Source organism: Pantoea sp. Ep11b (assembly GCF_040783975.1).
Classification (GTDB): Bacteria; Pseudomonadota; Gammaproteobacteria; order Enterobacterales; family Enterobacteriaceae; genus Pantoea.
Window position 1 is genome coordinate 3,727,742 of record NZ_CP160631.1, and the last position, 20,681, is coordinate 3,748,422.

Below are 20,681 nucleotides of genomic sequence, written 5' to 3' on the forward strand. Positions count from 1 at the left end.
GATGGAACGCATTGCCATTTCAGAACGCCCCGGCTGGCGCGAAAAAGCTACCGAGTTCGGTTTCCGCTTTCACACCATGCATGGTGAACCCTACTGGTGTGAAGATGCCTATTACCAGTTCACGCTGGCGCAGATCGAACATCTGGAAGAGGTGACCGCTGAACTGCATCAGATGTGCCTGCAGGTGGTGGAGAAAGTGGTCAACAGCGAGGCGCTGCTGATGAAATTCCGCATTCCTAAGCATACCTGGGACTTTGTGCGCGATTCATGGCGTCAGCGCCAGCCTTCGCTCTACTCGCGCCTCGATCTCGCCTGGGATGGAAAAGGCGAGGTCAAACTGCTGGAAAACAATGCCGATACGCCGACCTCGCTGTATGAAGCGGCTTTCTTCCAGTGGCTCTGGCTGGAAGATCAGCTCAACGCGGGTCAGTTACCCGCAGGCAGCGACCAGTTTAACAGCCTGCAGGAGAAGCTGATCGAGCGCTTTGCCGACTTACATCAGCAGCACGGGTTTAACCTCCTGCACTTCGCCTGCTGCCGCGACACCGATGAAGATCGCGGAACCGTGCAGTACCTTCAGGATTGCGCCAGCGAAGCGGGACTGCCGGGTGAGTTTCTCTACATCGATGAGATTGGCCTGGGTGAAAAAGGGGAATTTACCGACGCTCAGGATCAGGTGATCAGTAACCTGTTCAAGCTCTATCCGTGGGAATTCATGCTGCGCGAGATGTTCTCAACCAAGCTGGGAGATGCTGGCGTGCGCTGGCTGGAACCGGCCTGGAAGAGCATTATCTCGAACAAAGCCTTGCTGCCGATGCTGTGGGAGATGTTCCCGAATCACCCTAACCTGCTGCCCGCCTGGTTTGCGGAAGATGAGGTTCCGCCGATGGAGAAATATGTGGTCAAGCCGCTGTTTTCCCGTGAAGGCGCTAATATCCGCATCGTGGAAAACGGTCAGGAGATCGCCCGGGTGGAGGGGCCTTATGGCGAAGAGGGAATGATCGTCCAGCAGTTCCATCCGCTGCCAAAATTTGGCGACAGTTATACGCTGATCGGCAGCTGGCTGATTGACGATCAACCGGCGGGTATTGGTCTGCGTGAGGATCGCGATCTGATCACACAGGATCTCTCCCGCTTCTATCCGCACGCCTTTATCGGCTGACGCACCACGATTAACGTAAATACGGGCTGGTGCCGGCAGCCCGGAAAGCCGAGAAACTCAGGCACGCCTGCCCGCGCCTACTCAGCCCTGGGTGGGTACGCGTGCGATGTGGTTCAGAAACGCCAGGCGTGCTCTTCAGGCCGCAGGGCGTTTTCCGCTTCTGTCCCTGCTCACGATTCTCTGCTTAACCGACCTGAACCGACAGCATGCTGATGGCCCCCATCTCTATCCCGTCAACCGGGATGGTAATGGCGTCATCCGGCTGACGTGCGCCCAGCACATAGAGCAGCGGCAGATAGTGCTCAGGCGTCGGGCTCGAGAGCGCGGCGTCAGGATGATCCATAAAGTTCACCAGCGGATGTGACGCGGCATCGCTTTGCACCGCCAGGTTATCGCGAACGAACTGTTCAAAGCCGCTGGCCCAGGGATAGATATCTTTGCTGCCGTTCCAGTGCGCTTTTCGCAGGTTGTGCACCACGTTGCCGCTGGCGACAATCATTACGCCCTGATCGCGCAGCGCAGCCAGTTTTCGCCCCATCTCAAAATGCCATGCGGCGGGTTGGGTACCATCGATACTGAGCTGCACCACCGGAATATCGGCATCCGGATACATCTTTATCAGGACGCCCCAGGTGCCATGATCCAGTCCCCATTCATGATCCAGCTTCACCGCCACCGGCGCTAACTGTTCCACCAGCTGCTGCGCCAGCGCCGGCGATCCGGGTGCCGGATAGCGCGTATCAAACAGCGCCTGGGGAAATCCCCCGAAATCATGAATGGTTTTCGGCTGCGCCATGGCGGTGACGGCGGTGCCGCGCGTATACCAGTGCGCCGAAACCGCAATAATCGCGCGCGGGCGTGGCAGCGTGTCACCAGCCTGACGCCACGCGGTGGTGTAACGGTTCTCTTCAAGAGCATTCATCGGGTTGCCGTGACCCAAAAACAGCGCTGGCATACGTAACTGACTCATTCGTGAACTCCGGAATCCGGTTGTTTTATGCTCACTACGATACGCGCATTTATGCCGGGATCACGCGGATAAGCATGATGAAGATCGTCAGGAAATTTGAATGAAAAGCGCGATGTTGTTAACCAGGCGTCGGACAGCAGGAAGAGGAGGAAAGCGCGACAGGCGTGTGCTGCAGAAACAAAAACAGGCCCGCAGGCCTGTTTTATTGCAGCCGGGTAATCAGCTGGCGTGGCGTGTTTCGTGCGTGCGACGCCAGGCGATCAGATCTTCGATCGTAACGACCGGCATCTCATGCTGACGGGCAAACGCAATCGCTTCAGGCGCATGCGCCATGGTGCCGTCATCGTTAGTCAGTTCACACAGGACACCGGCGGGCTTAAAGCCTGCAAGCGTGACCAGATCGATGGTCGCTTCTGTGTGGCCGCCACGGGTCAGGACCCCACCTTCGCTGGCGCGCAGCGGGAAGACGTGACCAGGACGATGCAGATCGGCCGGCTTTGCATCATCGGCAATCGCCGTGCGGATGGTGGTGATGCGATCCTGCGCGGAAACGCCGGTCGTGACGCCCTCTGCCGCTTCGATGGTCACAGTGAAGCCGGTGCCAAAGGAGCTGGTGTTGTTCTCCACCATCATCGGCAGATCAAGCTGCTGGCGACGCTCTTCCGTCAGGCAAAGGCAGACGATGCCGCTGCCATGACGAATCGTCAGTGCCATCTGTTCAACGGTCATGGTTTCTGCGGCGAAGATCATGTCGCCTTCGTTTTCACGATTTTCATCGTCGAGTACCATCACACCGCGTCCCTCACGCAGGGCGGCGATAGCACGTTCTACACGCTGTTCAGGCGTGCCAAATTCAGAAAGTAGCGTCTGATTCATGGTAATAAAAACCTTAATATGTATGGGTTACCAGAATCAGGGCGTGCTTAGGAGTGACGTCAAAAAGACGTGGCAATAACGTGAAGCAGACACAATTGTCCGACAGATGTCGTTACCCTCTCCCATCCGGACTGTAACCGTCGGCCCCGGAATTACACCGGATCTGCTGACCTTTACCCCTCTTTTCAGCGAGATAAAGCGCTCGCGGGCTTTCAGCCGAAGCTGATTTACCGCCGGTGGGGAATTGCGCCCCGCCCTGAGAATAAGCAGTTCAACTATAACGCTGAATGTCTGAAGCGGCAATCGTCAATAGCGCAATTGCTTTTGCATTTTCTGCGTTACGGATTTGAGGTTTATCCTTTTCATTTCTGGCATTACACTTAACACTTATTACGTTGGTAAACACGCTGACACAGCTCCCCGTAACCAGGAAATCATCATGATCGACACGAAAAAAATTGAACAACTTGCCCGTCAGGTTCACGACGCGATGCCTAAAGGTGTGCGTGAGTTTGGGGATGATGTCGAAAAGAAAATTCGTCAGGTTCTTCAGGCGCAGCTGACCCGAATGGATCTGGTCAACCGTGAAGAGTTTGATGTGCAGACCCAGGTCTTGCTGCGTACGCGGGAGAAGCTGGCGGCGCTGGAGCAGCGCCTGGCTCAGCTGGAAAGCCAGGGCTCCTCAGCCGGTACGCCGCCAGCGGCAGCCGCTCCGGCCGCTACAGCCACCCCTGTGACCCCGGCGGCTGCGGTAGCGACCTCACCTGCGGTCTCTCCGCCACCGGTTGCCGACGTGGTAAAACCTGTGCCGGAAAACAAGTCAGAATAAGTGCTCAGGCGGGAGCCTGGCGGCTCCCGCTCAGTCGTTGCTTCAACTGCCGCGAATGGTTTTGATAATGTTGGTGGTGGAGATACCGTCTTCAAAGTTCAGTACCTGCACATCACCGCCATTTGCCCACACTTCTTTGCTGCCAGCGATATCTTCCGGCTTGTAATCCCCGCCTTTTACCAGCAGGTCCGGCAGAATGGAGGCAATCAGGCGCTGCGGGGTGTCCTCTTCAAACACCACAACCCAGTCGACCGCCTCCAGCGCGCCGAGCACGATCATCCGGTTTTCCTGTGGATTGACCGGGCGACTCTCCCCTTTCAGACGTTTTGTCGAGGCATCGCTGTTGACCGCGACGATCAGCCGATCGCCCAGCTTGCGGGCGTTGGCGAGGTAGGAGACATGCCCGGCGTGCAGGATGTCGAAAACGCCATTGGTCATCACCACTTTCTCGCCACGGCGGCGGGCCATCTCGACGGCGGCTTTCAGCTGCGCTTCTGTCATGATGCCAAAGCCCTGCTCCGGACGGGCATGGATCGCATTCTCCAGCTCGACGGTGCTGACGGTCGACGTACCCAGTTTACCCACCACCACACCGGCGGCGGCATTGGCAAGGAAACAGGCCTCTTCCAGCGAGTCACCCGCCGCCAGCGCTGCTGCCAGCACGCCAATCACCGTATCGCCGGCACCGGTCACGTCATACACTTCCTGCGCCTGCGTCGGCAGATGCAGAGGTGCTTTGCCTGGCTGCAGCAGCGTCATGCCATTTTCGGAACGGGTGACCAGCAGCGCGGCGAGGTCGAAATCAGCAATCAGCTGCATCCCGCGCGCCACGATCTCCTCTTCGCTTTTGCACTTGCCGACGACGGCTTCAAACTCAGAGAGGTTCGGCGTCAGCAGCGTCGCGCCACGGTAGCGGGCGAAATCGGTGCCTTTCGGGTCGATCAGGACCGGCACCTTCGCTTCGCGTGCCAGGGTAATCATGGTCTGCACGCTGCTCAGTGCGCCTTTGGCATAATCGGAGAGCACCAGCGCACCCGCTGCCGCCAGAGACTCACGCATCTTCTGATGAATCGGCTCCGGATCAACCTGTTCGAAACCCTCTTCAAAATCGAGGCGGATCAGCTGCTGATTGCGGGAGAGTACGCGCAGTTTGGTGATCGTCGGATGGCTTTTTACCGCGACGAAGTCACAGTGAACGTTAACGTCTTTCAGCGTGTTACTCAGCACGCGCGCCGCATCATCTTCACCGGTCAGGCCAATCAGGCGTGACGCGGCACCGAGTGCTGCAATGTTCATCGCCACGTTTGCCGCCCCGCCAGGACGCTCTTCCACCGTGTCCACCTTCACCACCGGAACCGGTGCTTCAGGGGAGATACGGCTGGTTGGGCCATACCAGTAACGATCCAACATTACATCGCCAACAACCAGCACTGAGGCTTGGCCGAACGCGGGCAGAGTCACTTTCATTCCAGACACTCCAGACTGCATTAAAAATAGTGCGCGGATGATAGCACAGTTGCGAATGGTGCTATCAGCATCACGCCAGGATAGAAGACGGCGCGGCCAGCCAGCGTTGCCAGCTGTTCAGCACCGTCTGCCGCTCCGCTGCAAACGCCTCTGGCTCAACGTGGCCAGGCAGCTCCTGCAGGGCGCGATGATGCAGTGCGTCGCGCAACGTCACATACGCCTGCGTCAGGGCCTGCGCCTCATCGGCAGGCATTTTTTGAAACTTCGCCATCAGCTCGAAAATGCGCACGTTATCAGACCAGCGCGTCAGCGCTGGCTGATCGGCGGCGTAGCGTAAGACAAGATATTGGGCGATGAATTCAATATCCGTGATGCCGCCTTCGTCGGCTTTAATATCCCAGCGCCCTTTGTGTTTGTTGCTGAGGTGAGCGCGCATCTTTTCTCGCATCTCGCGCACTTCGGTCTGCAGGATCCCGGCGGCACGCGGCAGCGACAGGATCGCCAGACGAATCGCGTTGAAGCGCTCGCTCAGTGCCGCTTCGCCAAAGACCACGCGCGCGCGGACTAGCGCCTGATGCTCCCAGGTCCAGGCTTCACTGCGCTGATACTCCTCAAACGCCTCAAAGGTACTGACCAGCATGCCCGCCGCGCCGGAAGGACGCAGCCGCGCATCAACCTCATAAAGAATCCCGGACGAGGTGCGGGTACTGAACAGATGCATGATGCGCTGGGCGAGGCGCAGATAGAACTGACGGCCATCGATGCTGCGCTCCCCGTCGGTGAAGGCATCGGCCGGACAGTCGTGCAGGAAGACCAGATCGAGGTCGGAACTGTAGCCCAGCTCCCAGCCTCCCAGCTTTCCGTAGCCCAGCACCGCGAATCCGCGCTCATGTTCATTGATCAGATGAGAAGGACGACCGTAGCGCTGCACCATCATATGCCACGCCTGGCGCACCACGGATTCGATAATCGCTTCCGCCAGCCAGGTGAGGTGATCGCTGACTTTCATCACCGGCAGCGTGCCGGCGATGTCGGCAGCCGCGATACGCAGATGCTGCGCCTGCTTAAACTGCCTTACCGCTTCCAGCTGCTGTTCTTCATCCTCGGTGGGGATGCGCAGCAGATACTGCCGCAGCTCATCGCGATAGGCATCGGTGGCGGTGGGCTGATAGAGCGTGGCCGGATCGAGCAGTTCATCCAGCAGCAGCGGGTAGCGGGCCAGCTGGCTGGCGACCATCGGGGAGGCGGCGCACAGGCGAATCAGATGGCGCAGCGCACCGTGATATTCGGTCAGCAGCTCCAGATAGGTACTGCGGGTCAGCACGCCCAGCAGCAGCGGGGTCAGGCGGCTGAGCGTCACCGCCGCATCGTCACGCGGACAGACTTCGCTCAGCAGGCGCGGCATCAGCTGATCCAGCGCCTGACGGCCACGCGGTCCGATGGTGCGCCGGTTGATATCCTGACGAAACGCCTCCAGCGTCTGGTGCAGCGTCTGACGGTTTTCGTCGCTGAACTGCGGCACCAGCGGGGCCAGTTCGTTATCCTCCAGCTGGTCCTGCCACAGCACCTGAAACTCTGCCAGCTCACGCTGATCGTCGATATCGGGCGTGTCTTCGCCAATCAGCTCATCAAAGATGGCCCGCACCGCCGCCATCTGGCTGTCGAGCTCTGTCATCAGCGCCGCCCAGTCGGGGCACTCCATCGCCCACGCCAGCCGTGCGCGATGCAGTTCATCTTCTGGCAGGGTCTGCGTCTGTTCGTCACCCAGACTTTGCAGCAGATTTTCCAGCCGCCGCAGGAAGAGATAGGCTTCCCGCAGCGCATCGACCTGTTCTGCGGGCAGCAGCGCCAGGGTTTTGATCGCCTCCAGCGTCGGCAGCAGCGCACGCAACTGAAGTGAACGCTCACGTCCACCACGGATCAGCTGGAAGACCTGCACGATAAACTCGGTTTCACGGATGCCGCCCGCGCCCAGTTTGATATTGTTTTTCAGTCCCCGTCGCCGCACTTCACGGCTGATCATCCCTTTCATATTACGCAGCGACTGGATCACGCTGAAGTCGATATAGCGGCGATAAACAAAGGGCCGCAGCATCTGCTGCAGCTCCAGACTCCAGCGGTCGTGATCGTCCCCCATCAGGCGCGCCTTCACCATCGCGTAGCGCTCCCAGTCACGACCCTGCTCCTGATAGTAATCTTCCAGCGCGGCAAAGCTCATCACCAGCGGGCCGCTGTCGCCGAACGGCCGCAGCCGCATATCCACCCGATAGACAAAACCATCCATCGTGGGCTGATCCAGCACCCTGATCAGCCGCTGGCCCATGCGGGTGAAAAACTGAGCATTGTCCAGCTCACGCCGTCCGCCGCGCGTGGTGCCATTCTCCGGCCAGGCAAAAATCAGGTCGATGTCAGACGAGAAGTTGAGTTCCCCCCACCCAGCTTGCCCATGCCCAGGATCAGCATCGGCTGCGGCTCCCCCTCTGCATTGCAGGGCGTGCCAAAGTCCTGACAGCACGCCTGCCAGACCCAGTCGCGCGCCCGGCTAATCAGCACTTCGGCTAACAGGCTGAGCTGCTGCAGACTCTGTTCGGTGGTCGCGTGCCGCAGCGCCTGCATCCACGCGATGCGCACCAGCATCCGGCGGCGGAACAGCCGCAGCTCCCGCATCAGACTCGCTTCGCTGTCGATACCGCTCAGGGCCTCATTCAGCCACCCGGAATAGTGCTGCCATTCGTCGGGCTGAGGCGGCTGGTCCCGCATCGTCTGCCACCAGTCGGGATGTTGTTGCAGGTTTTCCAGAACAAAATCGCTGAACGCCAGCCCGGCGGCCTGTTCAGGGCTGAGCGAATTCAGTGGAACACCAAGCAGCCGGGCGGCCTTTTCAGCCTGGTCGCGAAGCAACGCGGGAAGTGCTGACAACATAACTCCCTCCTTAGATGGCAAAACGGATGCCCGTCAGCGGCCAGCGCCGCTGGTGAGCCAGAATGGTGACTGTTTCAGCGCCTGTGTCGCCAGCCAGGCTAAACCAGATGACTGCTTCTCGTGGATGGCGGAAAGGAGCTGCTGCCAGGGTTCGAGCCAGGCCATCACGGTTTCGGTGGGATAGGATCCGGCCAGCAGATGCACCGTCAGCAGCTGACGCGCCAGCCGGGTAGCTTTATCCTGATATTCGTTTGGCTGTCTGACCGTAACGAAGGTCTCACGCAGATCGGCATTAACGCGACTGAGCATGATATCGCTGAAGCGTTTGAACGATCCCTGCAGCTTGGCCTCGCCTTTGGCGTCGACCCACTGACGCCACTGCGATTCAGCCAGCCAGTGCGTCAGCGCCAGCTGCGTCTCCACCGACAGGGAGCATAAGCAGAACGAGGCTGCTTCCTGCTCTTCGTTAACCAGCGTCTCTTCCAGTGTGGTCAGCTGCTGACGCAGCGCGCTGCTGGCTTTGCGTGGCACCAGCGCGCCAAACAGGCTGAACGCCTGACGCAGCAGGTCCAGGGCTTCACGTACCGCATCCTGCGCCGCCGCATTCCCGCGCAGCCAGACCTCTTCATGATACTGCCAGTGCTGGAGACCGGCTGACATTGCGGCGATCATGCCCTGCTCGATGGTGGCTTTGGCTCCCGCTTTCAGCAGCGGAAACGCCACTCTCTGACGTGGCGGATTGCCCTGCGCCAGCTGATAGCCACGGGCGGCCTTGCTCAGGCTGCCCATGCGCAGACCACCCAGCGCCACCAGCTCCTGAGCAAATGCCAGCAGATCCTGGCGTTCGCCGCGTTTCAGCTCCAGTTCGATCTCACACAGCGGTTCGCTCAGCTCGCCCGCCGTCACCTCGCCCTGATCAAAGGCGACTTCGATTTCACTGTTGCCGGTGGTGACCAGCCAGACTTCGCGCTGAAAATGGGTCGTGAACAGCGGCTGCAGACGCTGCTGCAGCGCCGCGACATCGGTGCCCTCTGGCCAGATCGCCCCGGGCAGGTGCGCGATGTCCAGCACCGGCTCGCTGAGCTCAACATTATATTCCGGGCGCTGATGCAGTCCGCCGAGCGTCTGGCCCGCCGCTTTCAGCGTCATCTCATAACGCTGATCGACGCCACGGATGCGTAATCCCATATCCCAGCGCCGCAGCTGGTTATCATCGGTTTCGAAATAGATGTTAGTCAGCTCGCGTGCAGCCTGATGCTGGTGCGGCAACGTGGAGAGTCGTTCAGCCAGTTTCCCGGCTGCCTGTGATGTTGCAATGAACTTTAGTTCGATTTCGATGGTCATAATTTTTTATTCACTACGCTGCTGGCACTAAAGAGGGTGTTTCCTGCATATTTCAGGCGATTATCAGCGGGTTAGTTACGCTGCCGCCCGGATGGCAGGGGGTTATCAGGCGAAGATTAATGCACAGAAGCCGCGCTGTCTCTGCTTTCTTTGTTCTTTCGCAGACCTTTTCGCACTCTGATGAGACCAGGATAGTTCTCATTCAGATTTATGTGAGGCCTCTCCAGACTGTGCCGGTAAATTTTAGTCAGACTAAGCCAAACGAAATCGAATGAAAAAAATCACACTTGCCGGACTCACTTTGCTGGCCCTCAGCACCCTTGCACCTGCCCATGCCGACGAAAAACGTTACGTTTCTGATGAACTCTCGACCTGGGTCCGCAGTGGACCTGGCGACCAGTTTCGCCTGCTCGGTAAGCTGAATGCCGGGGAAGAGGTGCAGCTGTTGCAGACCAACAATGACACGCATTATGGCCAGATCCGTGATTCAGAAGGCCGCACCACCTGGATCCCGCTGTCACAGCTCAGCGCCAGTCCGAGCCTGCGCACCCGTGTGCCTCAGCTTGAGCAGCAGGTGAAAGATCTGACGGCAAAACTGGATAACATCGACAACAGCTGGAACCAGCGCACCGCAGAAATGCAGAACAAAGTCGCCAGCAGCGATGGCGTCATCAATGGGCTGAAAGGCGAAAACCAGAAGCTGAAAAATGAGCTGATCGTGGCGCAGAAGAAAGTCAGCGCGGCGAACGTTCAGCTGGATGACAAGCAGCGCACCATCATTATGCAGTGGTTTATGTATGGCGGCGGCGTGCTCGGCGTAGGTCTTCTGCTGGGCCTGCTGCTGCCGCATATGCTGCCGCGCCGCAAGAAAAGCGATCGCTGGATGAACTGACACCCTTTCACCGGATTAACACAGGGGATCGACTGATCCCCTTTTTGGCATGTCTGCAATCCGGGGAATCTGTGCAACAATGAAATGAGATGCATTGCTGATTTCAGGCGCAGGACACGCCCGGCGTGCAGGTCATTTCTCTTTCTCTGGAGTTTTGCGTGAAGACCTTTTTAGTTGGCGGTGCGGTGCGAGATGCGCTGCTGAATCTGCCTGTGACAGACAAAGACTGGGTGGTGACGGGATCCACGCCCGAGGCCATGCTTGAGCAGGGTTATCAACAGGTCGGTCGCGATTTTCCCGTTTTCCTGCATCCCAAAAGCCGCGAAGAGTATGCGCTGGCGCGAACGGAGCGGAAAAACGGGAAAGGCTACACCGGATTTGTGACCTGGTCTGCGCCCGACGTGACGCTGGAGCAGGACCTGCAGCGCCGCGATCTGACCATCAATGCGATCGCACAGGATGAACAGGGCGCGCTGGTCGACCCCTATCATGGCCAGCGCGATATTACTCTGCGCCTGCTGCGTCACGTTTCTGACGCCTTCAGCGAAGATCCGCTGCGGGTGCTGCGGGTGGCACGCTTTGCCGCGCGCTTTGCCCACCTTAACTTTCGTATCGCCCCGGAAACCCAGCGGCTGATGCAGCAGATGGCAGAGAGCGGCGAGCTGTCGAATCTTACCGCAGAGCGAGTCTGGAAAGAGACGGAAAAGGCGCTCGGCAGTCGCAATCCGCAGGTCTATTTTCAGGTGCTGCGGGACTGCGGTGCGCTGAAGGTCCTCTTCCCGGAGCTGGATAACCTGTTTGGCGTTCCTGCGCCGATCCGCTGGCATCCGGAGATCGACACCGGCGTGCACACGCTGATGACGCTGGCGATGGCCGCCGCCCTCTCCGATGAGATTGATGTGCGCTTCGCCACACTGTTCCATGATGTCGGCAAGGCGCTGACGCCGCCCGAACTGTGGCCCAGCCATCACGGCCACGGTCTGGCGGGCGTGCCGCTGGTCGCGGCGCTCTGCCAGCGCCTCCGCGTGCCGAATGCGATGCGTGACCTGGCGCTGATCGTCACCGAGTTTCACGACATCGTCCACACCATTGAACGGCAATCGCCGGCGTCACTGGTGGGACTGTTCGACCGGATTGATGCCTGGCGCAAGCCGCAGCGTGTGGAGCAGATGGCGCTGACCAGCGAAGCGGATGCGCGCGGACGCGCCGGGCTGGAGAGCATGGCCTATCCGCAGGGAGATTATCTGCGTCGTGCGTTTGCACTGGCCCAGGCGGTGCCGACGAAAGCGGTGATCGAAGCGGGATTCAAAGGGGCGGACGTTCGGGAAGAGTTAACGCGACGGCGCATAGCGGCCGTCGCGCAGGGTCTGGCGAGCGGGCAACCTGACTAGCAGGCTGCCCTGAGGTTTACATGAAGAGGGCGTAAACCGCAGCCGCCACGATAAAGCGGTAGATGGCGAACGAGACAAAGGAGATGCGTTTGATCAGCTCAAGGAAGACTTTAATCGCGATCATCGCCACGATAAACGCCGTCACAAAGCCTACCGCGAACATCGGGAAATCAGCCATCGTCAGGAAACCGATGCTCTTATAGAGATCCAGTACGGTTGCCCCCATCATCATCGGCACCGCCAGGATGAAGGAGAACTCGGACGCGGCATAGCGGCTCACGCCCATCAGCATCCCGCCGGAGATAGTGGCACCGGAGCGGGAGAAGCCCGGCCACAGCGCCAGGCACTGGAAACAGCCAATCATGAACGCCTGACGATAAGTAATGTCATCAACGCCTACCGCTTTCGGCTGTTTAGGCTTGAGGAATTCCGCAGCCAGCAGCAGCACACCGCCGACCACCAGGGCATACATCACGTTGATCGGGTTAAACAGCGTTTTAATCTGATCATGCAGTACCAGCCCGATCACCACCGCCGGAATCATACCCAGCAGGATGTGGATCAGCGACAGACGTCCGGTGCCCACACCCTCGTGTCTGACTTCACCAAAATGGATACCGATCAGGCCAAACAGACGACGCCAGAACATCACCACGACGGCCAGAATCGAACCTAACTGGATTACTACCTCAAAGGTCTCGGCTTTTTCACCCTCAAAGCCCAGCAGGTGACCCACTATAATCATGTGGCCGGTGGAAGAGACCGGTAAAAACTCGGTCAGCCCTTCCACAATGCCCAGGATTGCAGCAACCCAAAGCTGATGAATATCTGCCATCAAATGTTCCCTCTATCTGTTTCAAAACCATTAAAAAGGCGGTAGCCCTTTGCTATCGCCTTAAATATGCCGCGCCCAGCCTGAATTAAACCTTAAGGTCCTGCCCTTTTTCGCCTGCTGTAACGAAACGGCTCACGCTATGACAGACAGTAATTTGGTTTGGTTTCATTGTGATGGCAATCACATCCAGATTATTTAGGAATAGTCCCGCGCTCAATTCGCACGCCAACCTGCGCCGCCTGGGCCACCGCGCCCGGTTTGCTGACCTTTATACGCACGCCGGGCGAACTGAAACGGTTCATCAACAGATCCGCGATTTCTTCAGCCACACGCTCTACCAGCGCAAAACGGCTGCCGTTCAGATGGGTCAGGATCGCCGACGCGACATCGGCATAGCTGAGACAGTCGCTGACGTCGTCGCTGCGGGCCGCCAGGCGGTTATCCCAGGCCATTTCGACATCGAGCACCAGTTTCTGCTGTATGCCCTGTTCCCAGTCGTAAACGCCAATGGTGGTGAACACCGTGAGTTGTTCTATAAATACGATATCCATGATGAGAGTCTCTGTTTTTGGCTGAGCCGGATACCACTTCCGGCGGATTATGCGTATTATCCACGGTTGATGAGATCAAAACGACCCTAAAGGGAACGGTACGGTGTTATGAGTGCTTTCGCGCTTGGTATGATTATTTTCGCGTATCTTTGCGGCTCGATTTCCAGTGCGATTCTGATCTGCAAACTCGCAGGCCTGCCCGATCCCCGCACACAGGGTTCCGGCAATCCGGGGGCAACCAACGTCCTGCGTCTGGGCGGCAAAGGCGCCGCCGCCAGCGTACTGGTGTTTGATGTGCTGAAAGGGATGGTGCCGGTCTGGCTGGCGTATCTGCTGCATGTGACACCGTTTTATCTTGGTCTGACGGCGATTGCCGCCTGTCTGGGTCACATCTACCCGGTGTTCTTTCACTTCCGCGGTGGCAAAGGAGTGGCGACGGCATTCGGGGCCATTGCGCCGATTGGCTGGGACCTGACCGGCCTGGTAACCGGTACCTGGCTGCTGACGGTGTTACTGAGTGGTTACTCTTCGCTGGGCGCGATTGTCAGCGCGCTGATCGCACCCTTCTATGTCTGGTGGTTCAAACCGCAGTTCACCTTCCCGGTTTCTATGCTCTCCTGCCTGATCCTGCTGCGTCATCACGACAATATTCAGCGGCTGTGGCGGGGACAGGAAGGCAAGATCTGGAAGCGTAAGAAGAAATCGCAGCCGTAAGGTTGCAGATGAGCGGTGGTTCGTGACCGTGACAGCCCGGGGTGCCGGGGCAGATCGGCAGGAGATAAAAACCGCGCACTTCATCCCTGAGCGTTGCCCGTAACCGGGCCAGCACAGGGCGTTATATGAAAACGCCTGACGTTTTTCGCCAGGCGCTTCCTTTCTCTTCTGACCCGGTTTCCTGCGCGTTGCGCTTATCCGTTGTGGCCAGTTTTTTTGAAACCCGCTCTTCAGATGGCGGGCAGTTCCGCCAGCGGCCAGCGTGGTCGTACACTGACGCTCAGCTCGCCGCGCGTGCCGCCTTTTAACCGCACCATGCCCGCATACGCGATCATCGCACCGTTATCGGTACAGAACTCCGGGCGGGCGTAGAAGACTTCACCGCCACGCTTCTGCATCATGACCGCCATCTGCTCACGCAGGGTGCGGTTGGCGCTGACGCCACCTGCAATCACCAGACGCTTAAAGCCGGTCTGATCCAGCGCCCGCTTACACTTGATCGACAGCGTATCCACCACCGCATCTTCAAAGGCGCGGGCGATGTCTGCGCGGGTCTGCTCGTCGTCAGGATTGGCGCGGATGGTATTGGCGGCAAAGGTTTTCAGGCCGGAGAAGCTGAAATCCAGCCCCGGACGGTCGGTCATCGGGCGCGGGAAGGTAAAGCGCCCTGCCGTACCCTGCTGCGCCATCTTCGACAGCATCGGCCCGCCCGGATAATCCAGGCCCAGCAGCTTCGCCGTTTTGTCGAAGGCTTCACCGGCGGCATCATCGATCGATTCGCCCAGCAGTTCATATTCACCGACGCCGGTGACGCTGATCAGCTGTGTATGTCCACCCGACACCAGCAGTGCCACAAACGGAAATGCCGGTGGATTCTCTTCCAGCATCGGTGCCAGCAGGTGGCCTTCCATATGGTGAACCGGCACGGCAGGCACTTTCCAGGCAAACGCCAGCGCACGGCCGATGGTTGCGCCAACCAGCAGCGCACCGACCAGGCCCGGCCCGGCGGTGTACGCCACCGCGTCAATCTGTTGCGGCGTCAGATTCGCCTCTTTCAGCGCCGCCTGAATCAGAGGCACGGTTTTCCGCACATGATCCCGTGAGGCCAGTTCCGGCACCACACCGCCGTAGTCGGCATGCAGTTTTACCTGGCTGTAGAGTTGGTTTGCCAGTAATCCGGCCTCATCGTCATAGATTGCGATGCCGGTTTCATCGCACGACGTTTCAATACCCAGAATTCGCATTGCATCACCTCATTCTTGCGGCGCGCAGTTTATCACAGCAATGGGATGAGCAGCGCAGGCATCCGGCGTAAAAAGTCATTTTCTGTCGGCTAAAGAGTGCGCTATACTCCCGCCCCTGGAAAAACCGGCAGCCGCACAGGCAAACGCTCCTGTTGGTTTCAAATTATCCATGGTGCTTTACAAACCGACGTGAGTTGGAGTAAAATGCTGCACCATTTTGAAATGTGCTGGCGCCGCAGTCAGCAGCAAAACCGAATTTTATCGAGGTGAGAGTTACATGCCGGTAATTAAAGTACGTGAAAACGAGCCATTTGACGTAGCACTGCGTCGCTTCAAACGTTCTTGCGAGAAAGCAGGCGTTCTGGCTGAAGTTCGTCGTCGTGAGTTCTATGAAAAACCGACTACCGAACGTAAGCGCGCTAAAGCGTCAGCAGTTAAGCGTCACGCCAAGAAACTGGCTCGCGAAAACGCACGCCGCACTCGTCTGTACTAAGTCGTTCCGGAGGTTCGCCTCCATTGCGTGATTCACGCAGACAGAGTCAAGTAAAAGGCCGTGCTTTCCGAAAGGAAGCGCGGCTTGTTGCCGTTTATGAGCTGAAAATCTGGGGCGTATGGCTGGACGAATTCCACGCGTATTTATCAACGATTTACTTGCCCGCACGGATATCGTGGATCTTATCGATGCCCGCGTTAAGCTGAAAAAGCAGGGTAAGAATTTCCATGCGTGCTGTCCTTTCCATAATGAAAAAACGCCCTCCTTCACCGTAAACGGCGAAAAGCAGTTCTATCACTGTTTCGGCTGTGGTGCCCACGGTAACGCTATCGACTTTTTAATGAACTTCGACCGACTGGAGTTTGTTGAAACAATTGAAGAGTTAGCCACTTCCCACGGTTTAGACGTGCCTTACGAAGCAGGCAGCGGGCCCAGCCAGATGGAACGCCATCAGCGCCAGAGCCTGTACCAGCTGATGGAGAACCTGAACGGGTTTTATCAGCAGGGTCTGCAGCAGTCCAGTGCACAGCCCGCACGCGACTATTTAGACCGTCGTGGCCTGAGCGCCGACGTCATCAATCATTTCGCTATCGGTTACGCACCCGCCGGCTGGGATAACGTTCTCAGGCGTTTCGGTAAGCAGTCGGAAGATCGCGAGTCATTGATGGAAGCGGGCATGCTGGTCAGCAATGATAAAGGCCGGACCTATGACCGGTTTCGCGATCGCATCATGTTTCCGATTCGCGATAAGCGTGGCCGCGTTATCGGTTTTGGCGGTCGGGTTCTGAGTAACGAAACACCGAAGTATCTGAACTCGCCGGAAACACCGATTTTCCATAAAGGCCGCCAGCTCTATGGCCTCTATGAAGCAGTCAAGAGCCATCCTGAACCTGCCCGCCTGCTTGTGGTCGAGGGATACATGGACGTGGTTGCGCTGGCGCAGTACGGCATAGATTACGCTGTCGCGTCATTAGGCACCTCAACCACCGCTGAACACATTCAGTTGCTGTTTCGCAGCACCGATACGGTCATCTGCTGTTACGACGGCGACCGGGCTGGACGCGAAGCCGCATGGCGCGCACTTGAGACCGCATTGCCTTACATGAATGATGGTCGTCAGCTACGCTTTATGTTTTTACCCGATGGTGAAGACCCCGATACGCTGGTGCGTAAAGAGGGTAAAGCCGCCTTCGAAGCGAGGATGGAGCAGGCGATGCCGCTCTCTTCGTTTTTATTTGATAGCCTGCTGCCGCAGGTGGATCTGAGCTCACGCGATGGAAAAGCGCGCCTGAGCACGCTGGCTTTGCCGCTGATTACGCAGATCCCTGGTGAAACCCTGCGTATTTATATGCGTCAGGAGCTGGGAAATAAGCTGGGGATCCTCGATGACAATCAGCTTGAAAAGCTGATGCCAAAGCAGGCTGCCAGCGGCGCCGCGCAGGTCGCGCCACCGCTTAAACGTACCACCATGCGCGTGCTTATCGCCCTGCTGGTACAGAATCCGCAGCTGGCCTCGATGGTGCCCTCGCTGGATGGCCTGTCGGAGTCGAAAATGCCCGGACTACCGCTCTTTATCGAGTTGGTGGGGCGTTGTAACGAGAATCCTGGATTGACCACCGGGCAGCTACTAGAGTTATATCGCGGGACAAATTTTAGTCAGACGCTTGAAACGCTGGCGATCTGGAACCACATGATAGTAGATGAGGAAGCCGAAGCGGTGTTTCAGGACTCGCTGGCCAGCATCTACGATTCTGCGCTTGAAGAGCGACTGGAGTTTCTGATCGCGCGTGAACGCATTCAGGGGCTTACCGCCGATGAGCGCCGTGAGCTCTGGACACTCAGCCAGGCGTTTGCCAGAAAATAAGTTTTAGCACGCTGCCCGCGCTGAAGATGGGCGGCGTGGCTGTTTTAAGGCCGGGAGCGTTAAGCCAGGCCGTCAGCACAAATTTCAATGGCCGTCGGCGTCGAAGCCAGTCTGGTTACCGCCAGCGCGCAGCTCCCGGAGCGTACGGAAGTATGTGAGGAGAGCGAGCACTGCCGGGAAGCAGAATGGCGAGTAAGCCAGGCCCGTACCACCAAAAATTTATACAAGCGGCTTAAGTGCCGATTATTGTTGGGCATAGCCCACGCCGCGACGAAGGCAGCGGCAAGAATTAAACGCCTTCACTGCTATTGTTGGCGCGCTGCCGACCGACACCAATCTAATTTAACAGAAGTGTGGATACCGTCTTATGGAGCAAAACCCGCAGTCACAGCTCAAGCTTCTTGTCACCCGTGGTAAGGAGCAAGGCTATCTGACCTATGCTGAGGTCAATGACCATCTGCCGGAAGATATCGTCGACTCAGATCAGATCGAAGACATCATCCAGATGATTAACGACATGGGTATTCAGGTGGTTGAAGAAGCCCCGGATGCTGACGATCTGATGCTGAATGAAAACAGCTCCGATACTGACGAAGATGCCGCGGAAGCTGCCGCTCAGGTATTATCCAGCGTTGAATCTGAAATCGGGCGCACGACTGACCCGGTGCGCATGTACATGCGTGAAATGGGTACCGTGGAACTGCTGACGCGCGAAGGCGAAATCGACATCGCGAAGCGTATCGAAGATGGTATCAACCAGGTTCAGTGTTCCGTTGCCGAATACCCTGAAGCGATTACCTATCTGCTGGATCAGTATGACAAAGTCGAAGCAGGCGAATCACGCCTCTCCGATCTGATCACCGGCTTCGTCGATCCTAACGCAGAAGAAGATCTGGCCCCTACCGCAACGCATGTGGGCTCTGAACTCTCTGAAGCCGATCGTAATGACGACGAAGATGATGATGATGAGGATGACGACAACTCCGAAGATGATAACTCCATCGACCCGGAGCTGGCGCGTGAGAAGTTCTCTGACCTGCGTAAGCAGTACGAAACCACCCGCAGCGTCATCAAGAGCAAAGGCCGCAGCCACGCCGCCGCCATCGCCGAGATCCAGAACCTCTCTGACGTCTTTAAACAGTTCCGCCTGGTACCGAAGCAGTTCGACTACCTGGTTGGCAGCATGCGTAACATGATGGAACGTGTCCGTACTCAGGAACGTCTGATCATGAAGCTCTGTATTGAGCTGTGCAAAATGCCGAAGAAGAACTTCATCACCCTGTTTACCGGTAACGAAACCAACGAGAGCTGGTTCAAAGCTGCGCTGGCGATGAACAAGCCGTGGTCTGAAAAACTGCTGGAAGTGCAGGATGACGTGATGCGTTCCCTGCAGAAGCTGGCGCAGGTCGAAGAAGAGACCGGCCTGACCATCGAGCAGGTGAAAGATATCAACCGTCGCATGTCGATCGGTGAAGCCAAAGCGCGTCGCGCCAAGAAAGAGATGGTGGAAGCGAACCTGCGTCTGGTTATTTCGATTGCGAAGAAATATACCAACCGCGGTCTGCAGTTCCTCGACCTGATTCAGGAAGGTAACATCGGTCTGATGAAGGCGGTCGATAAGTTTGAATATCGCCGTGGTTACAAGTTCTCGACCTATGCAACCTGGTGGATCCGTCAGGCGATTACCCGCTCTATCGCCGACCAGGCGCGTACCATCCGTATTCCGGTGCATATGATTGAGACCATCAACAAGCTCAACCGTATTTCGCGCCAGATGCTGCAGGAGATGGGCCGCGAACCGACGCCGGAAGAGCTGGCTGAGCGCATGCTGATGCCGGAAGATAAAATCCGCAAGGTGCTGAAAATCGCGAAAGAGCCGATCTCTATGGAGACGCCGATTGGTGATGATGAAGATTCACATCTGGGCGATTTTATCGAAGACACCACGCTGGAGCTGCCGCTGGATTCTGCTACCTCAGAGAGCCTGCGTTCTGCAACCCACGATGTGCTGGCTGGCCTGACCGCGCGTGAAGCGAAAGTGCTGCGCATGCGTTTTGGTATCGATATGAACACCGACCATACGCTGGAAGAAGTGGGCAAACAGTTTGACGTGACGCGTGAGCGTATCCGTCAGATTGAAGCGAAAGCCCTGCGTAAACTGCGCCATCCGAGCCGTTCGGAAGTGCTGCGCAGCTTCCTCGACGATTAAGTCCTGAAAACCCCGGTTCGCCGGGGTTTTTTATGCCCGTCTGTTACCGTCTCTCCCTGCCCTGCACAGACTCAGTGATTTACCGGATGCAGTGCCACATAAAGCTGGCGATACGCTGCCACCATCTCCTCCAGTGAAGCGCGATTCAGTCCGCTGGGGTTCGGCAACACCCATACCTGCGTTTTCCCCATGCCTGCTGGCTGTTTGCCCCATTCGACCCTGTTCAGTTTAAAGGCACGACGAAAAGCCTCTTTGCCCAGGATCGCCAGCGCGGCAGGCTGATAGTTCAGCACCTTTTCCGTCAGACGCTGACCGCCTTCGCGCAGCTCATCCGCCGCCAACTCGCTTGCCTGCACCGTGGGGCGCTCCACCAGCATGGTAATTCCGCAGCCGGTTTCCGTCAGACGCTGCTCCTCTTCCGGTTTCAGCTGCTGCCGGGTAAATCCTGCCAGATGGATCACTTTCCAGAAGCGATTGCCGGGATGCGCAAAGTGAAAGCCCTGATGGGCGGTCGACTGGCCCGGATTGATGCCACAGAACAGCACATCGAGGTCCGGGGCGATGATATCGCGGATGTCATGCTCGATCATGCTGCCACCATGAGTATGCGAAGCTTTGGCACATTACAACTCATCAGACCGGACGACTGTTCCAAACAGGCTCGTGAGAGTGCATGTTTATCCTGTGGGGCCGAAGCCGTCTGGATACGGCCATAAACAGACTGGCTGTTTTTCATCGGCACAGGGCCTGTCGCGTCCAGGCTCGCTTCAGATCTCCTGCGCACACGATAATGATGCGCTTTACTGCCCTGCTGCTCCATATGTCGTCCTGCCCTCTCTGCTGTGTAATCACTGATTAAGATAGTAATTATTACACCTGTGGGCATTCCAGCCTGACGATTTTTTGGTGGAGCAGCGA

General features: G+C 57.7%; 16 protein-coding genes, 1 pseudogene and 1 riboswitch. Of the genes and pseudogenes, 8 read left to right on the plus strand and 9 right to left on the minus strand.

All coding sequences use genetic code 11. From position 1 onward, the window contains the following. Nucleotide 1 precedes the first annotated feature (1 nt). Nucleotides 2-1,162 (plus strand): glutathionylspermidine synthase family protein, encoded by a 1,161-nt coding sequence (locus AB1748_RS17470; protein ID WP_111139899.1) that lies wholly within the window; start codon nt 2-4, stop codon nt 1,160-1,162. Nucleotides 1,163-1,346: 184 nt separating this feature from the next. Here the strand turns inward: AB1748_RS17470 and ygiD are convergent, their stop codons facing one another. Further along, complete coding sequence (ygiD, locus tag AB1748_RS17475) at nt 1,347-2,132, minus strand: 4,5-DOPA dioxygenase extradiol (protein WP_367395833.1); 786 nt, start codon at nt 2,130-2,132, stop codon at nt 1,347-1,349. A gap of 219 nt (nt 2,133-2,351) precedes the next feature. Further along, the gene (ribB, locus tag AB1748_RS17480) at nt 2,352-3,008 is read right to left on the minus strand and encodes a 3,4-dihydroxy-2-butanone-4-phosphate synthase (RefSeq protein WP_111139901.1); all 657 of its coding nucleotides are present in this window, start codon (nt 3,006-3,008) and stop codon (nt 2,352-2,354) included. A 110-nt stretch (nt 3,009-3,118) separates the two neighbouring features. Then, a riboswitch (FMN riboswitch) is annotated at nt 3,119-3,276 on the minus strand. Between the two features lie 171 nt (nt 3,277-3,447). Between ribB and AB1748_RS17485 the strand changes: the two genes are divergently transcribed. Further along, the gene (locus tag AB1748_RS17485) at nt 3,448-3,837 is read left to right on the plus strand and encodes an accessory factor UbiK family protein (protein WP_293774528.1); all 390 of its coding nucleotides are present in this window, start codon (nt 3,448-3,450) and stop codon (nt 3,835-3,837) included. 42 nt (nt 3,838-3,879) lie between these two features. On the opposite strand, the gene hldE is transcribed toward AB1748_RS17485, so the two are convergent. The 3 genes and pseudogenes from hldE to AB1748_RS17500 all read right to left on the minus strand — a co-directional run bounded on the left by hldE (nt 3,880) and on the right by AB1748_RS17500 (nt 9,570). Beyond that, nucleotides 3,880-5,304, minus strand: coding sequence for a bifunctional D-glycero-beta-D-manno-heptose-7-phosphate kinase/D-glycero-beta-D-manno-heptose 1-phosphate adenylyltransferase HldE (hldE, locus tag AB1748_RS17490; RefSeq protein ID WP_111139903.1), 1,425 nt, complete (start codon nt 5,302-5,304; stop codon nt 3,880-3,882). Nucleotides 5,305-5,374: 70 nt separating this feature from the next. After that, a pseudogene (gene glnE / locus AB1748_RS17495) lies at nt 5,375-8,226 on the minus strand (bifunctional [glutamate--ammonia ligase]-adenylyl-L-tyrosine phosphorylase/[glutamate--ammonia-ligase] adenylyltransferase). A gap of 33 nt (nt 8,227-8,259) precedes the next feature. Beyond that, the gene (locus AB1748_RS17500) at nt 8,260-9,570 is read right to left on the minus strand and encodes an inorganic triphosphatase (protein WP_367395834.1); all 1,311 of its coding nucleotides are present in this window, start codon (nt 9,568-9,570) and stop codon (nt 8,260-8,262) included. A gap of 271 nt (nt 9,571-9,841) precedes the next feature. On the opposite strand from AB1748_RS17500, the gene AB1748_RS17505 reads away from it, so the two are divergent. Beyond that, nucleotides 9,842-10,462 carry a TIGR04211 family SH3 domain-containing protein gene (locus tag AB1748_RS17505; protein ID WP_111139906.1) on the plus strand — a complete coding sequence of 207 codons (621 nt, stop codon included), beginning with the start codon at nt 9,842-9,844 and terminating at the stop codon, nt 10,460-10,462. 158 nt (nt 10,463-10,620) lie between these two features. Continuing rightward, on the plus strand, nt 10,621-11,853 hold the full coding sequence (locus AB1748_RS17510; protein WP_111139907.1) for a multifunctional CCA addition/repair protein: 1,233 nt from the start codon (nt 10,621-10,623) through the stop codon (nt 11,851-11,853). Between the two features lie 16 nt (nt 11,854-11,869). Here the strand turns inward: AB1748_RS17510 and bacA are convergent, their stop codons facing one another. Beyond that, nucleotides 11,870-12,688 (minus strand): undecaprenyl-diphosphate phosphatase, encoded by an 819-nt coding sequence (gene bacA, locus AB1748_RS17515; RefSeq protein ID WP_111139908.1) that lies wholly within the window; start codon nt 12,686-12,688, stop codon nt 11,870-11,872. Between the two features lie 191 nt (nt 12,689-12,879). Further along, nucleotides 12,880-13,239 carry a bifunctional dihydroneopterin aldolase/7,8-dihydroneopterin epimerase gene (gene folB, locus AB1748_RS17520; RefSeq protein ID WP_111139909.1) on the minus strand — a complete coding sequence of 120 codons (360 nt, stop codon included), beginning with the start codon at nt 13,237-13,239 and terminating at the stop codon, nt 12,880-12,882. Between the two features lie 108 nt (nt 13,240-13,347). Between folB and plsY the strand changes: the two genes are divergently transcribed. Further along, nucleotides 13,348-13,953, plus strand: coding sequence for a glycerol-3-phosphate 1-O-acyltransferase PlsY (gene plsY / locus AB1748_RS17525; protein ID WP_293774520.1), 606 nt, complete (start codon nt 13,348-13,350; stop codon nt 13,951-13,953). 230 nt (nt 13,954-14,183) lie between these two features. On the opposite strand, the gene tsaD is transcribed toward plsY, so the two are convergent. After that, a complete protein-coding gene (tsaD, locus tag AB1748_RS17530) occupies nt 14,184-15,197 on the minus strand; it encodes a tRNA (adenosine(37)-N6)-threonylcarbamoyltransferase complex transferase subunit TsaD (protein WP_111142200.1) in 1,014 nt (337 codons plus the stop codon). Between the two features lie 277 nt (nt 15,198-15,474). Between tsaD and rpsU the strand changes: the two genes are divergently transcribed. From rpsU to rpoD, 3 genes are all read left to right on the plus strand, one after another. Beyond that, nucleotides 15,475-15,690, plus strand: coding sequence for a 30S ribosomal protein S21 (rpsU, locus tag AB1748_RS17535; protein WP_001144069.1), 216 nt, complete (start codon nt 15,475-15,477; stop codon nt 15,688-15,690). 118 nt (nt 15,691-15,808) lie between these two features. Next, the gene (dnaG, locus tag AB1748_RS17540) at nt 15,809-17,554 is read left to right on the plus strand and encodes a DNA primase (protein WP_367395835.1); all 1,746 of its coding nucleotides are present in this window, start codon (nt 15,809-15,811) and stop codon (nt 17,552-17,554) included. A 367-nt stretch (nt 17,555-17,921) separates the two neighbouring features. Next, entirely contained in the window at nt 17,922-19,763 is a 1,842-nt protein-coding gene (gene rpoD, locus AB1748_RS17545; RefSeq protein WP_293774517.1) for an RNA polymerase sigma factor RpoD, read from the plus strand. A gap of 71 nt (nt 19,764-19,834) precedes the next feature. Here the strand turns inward: rpoD and mug are convergent, their stop codons facing one another. Then, nucleotides 19,835-20,353 (minus strand): G/U mismatch-specific DNA glycosylase, encoded by a 519-nt coding sequence (gene mug, locus AB1748_RS17550; protein ID WP_111142252.1) that lies wholly within the window; start codon nt 20,351-20,353, stop codon nt 19,835-19,837. Between the last annotated feature and the right edge of the window lie 328 nt (nt 20,354-20,681).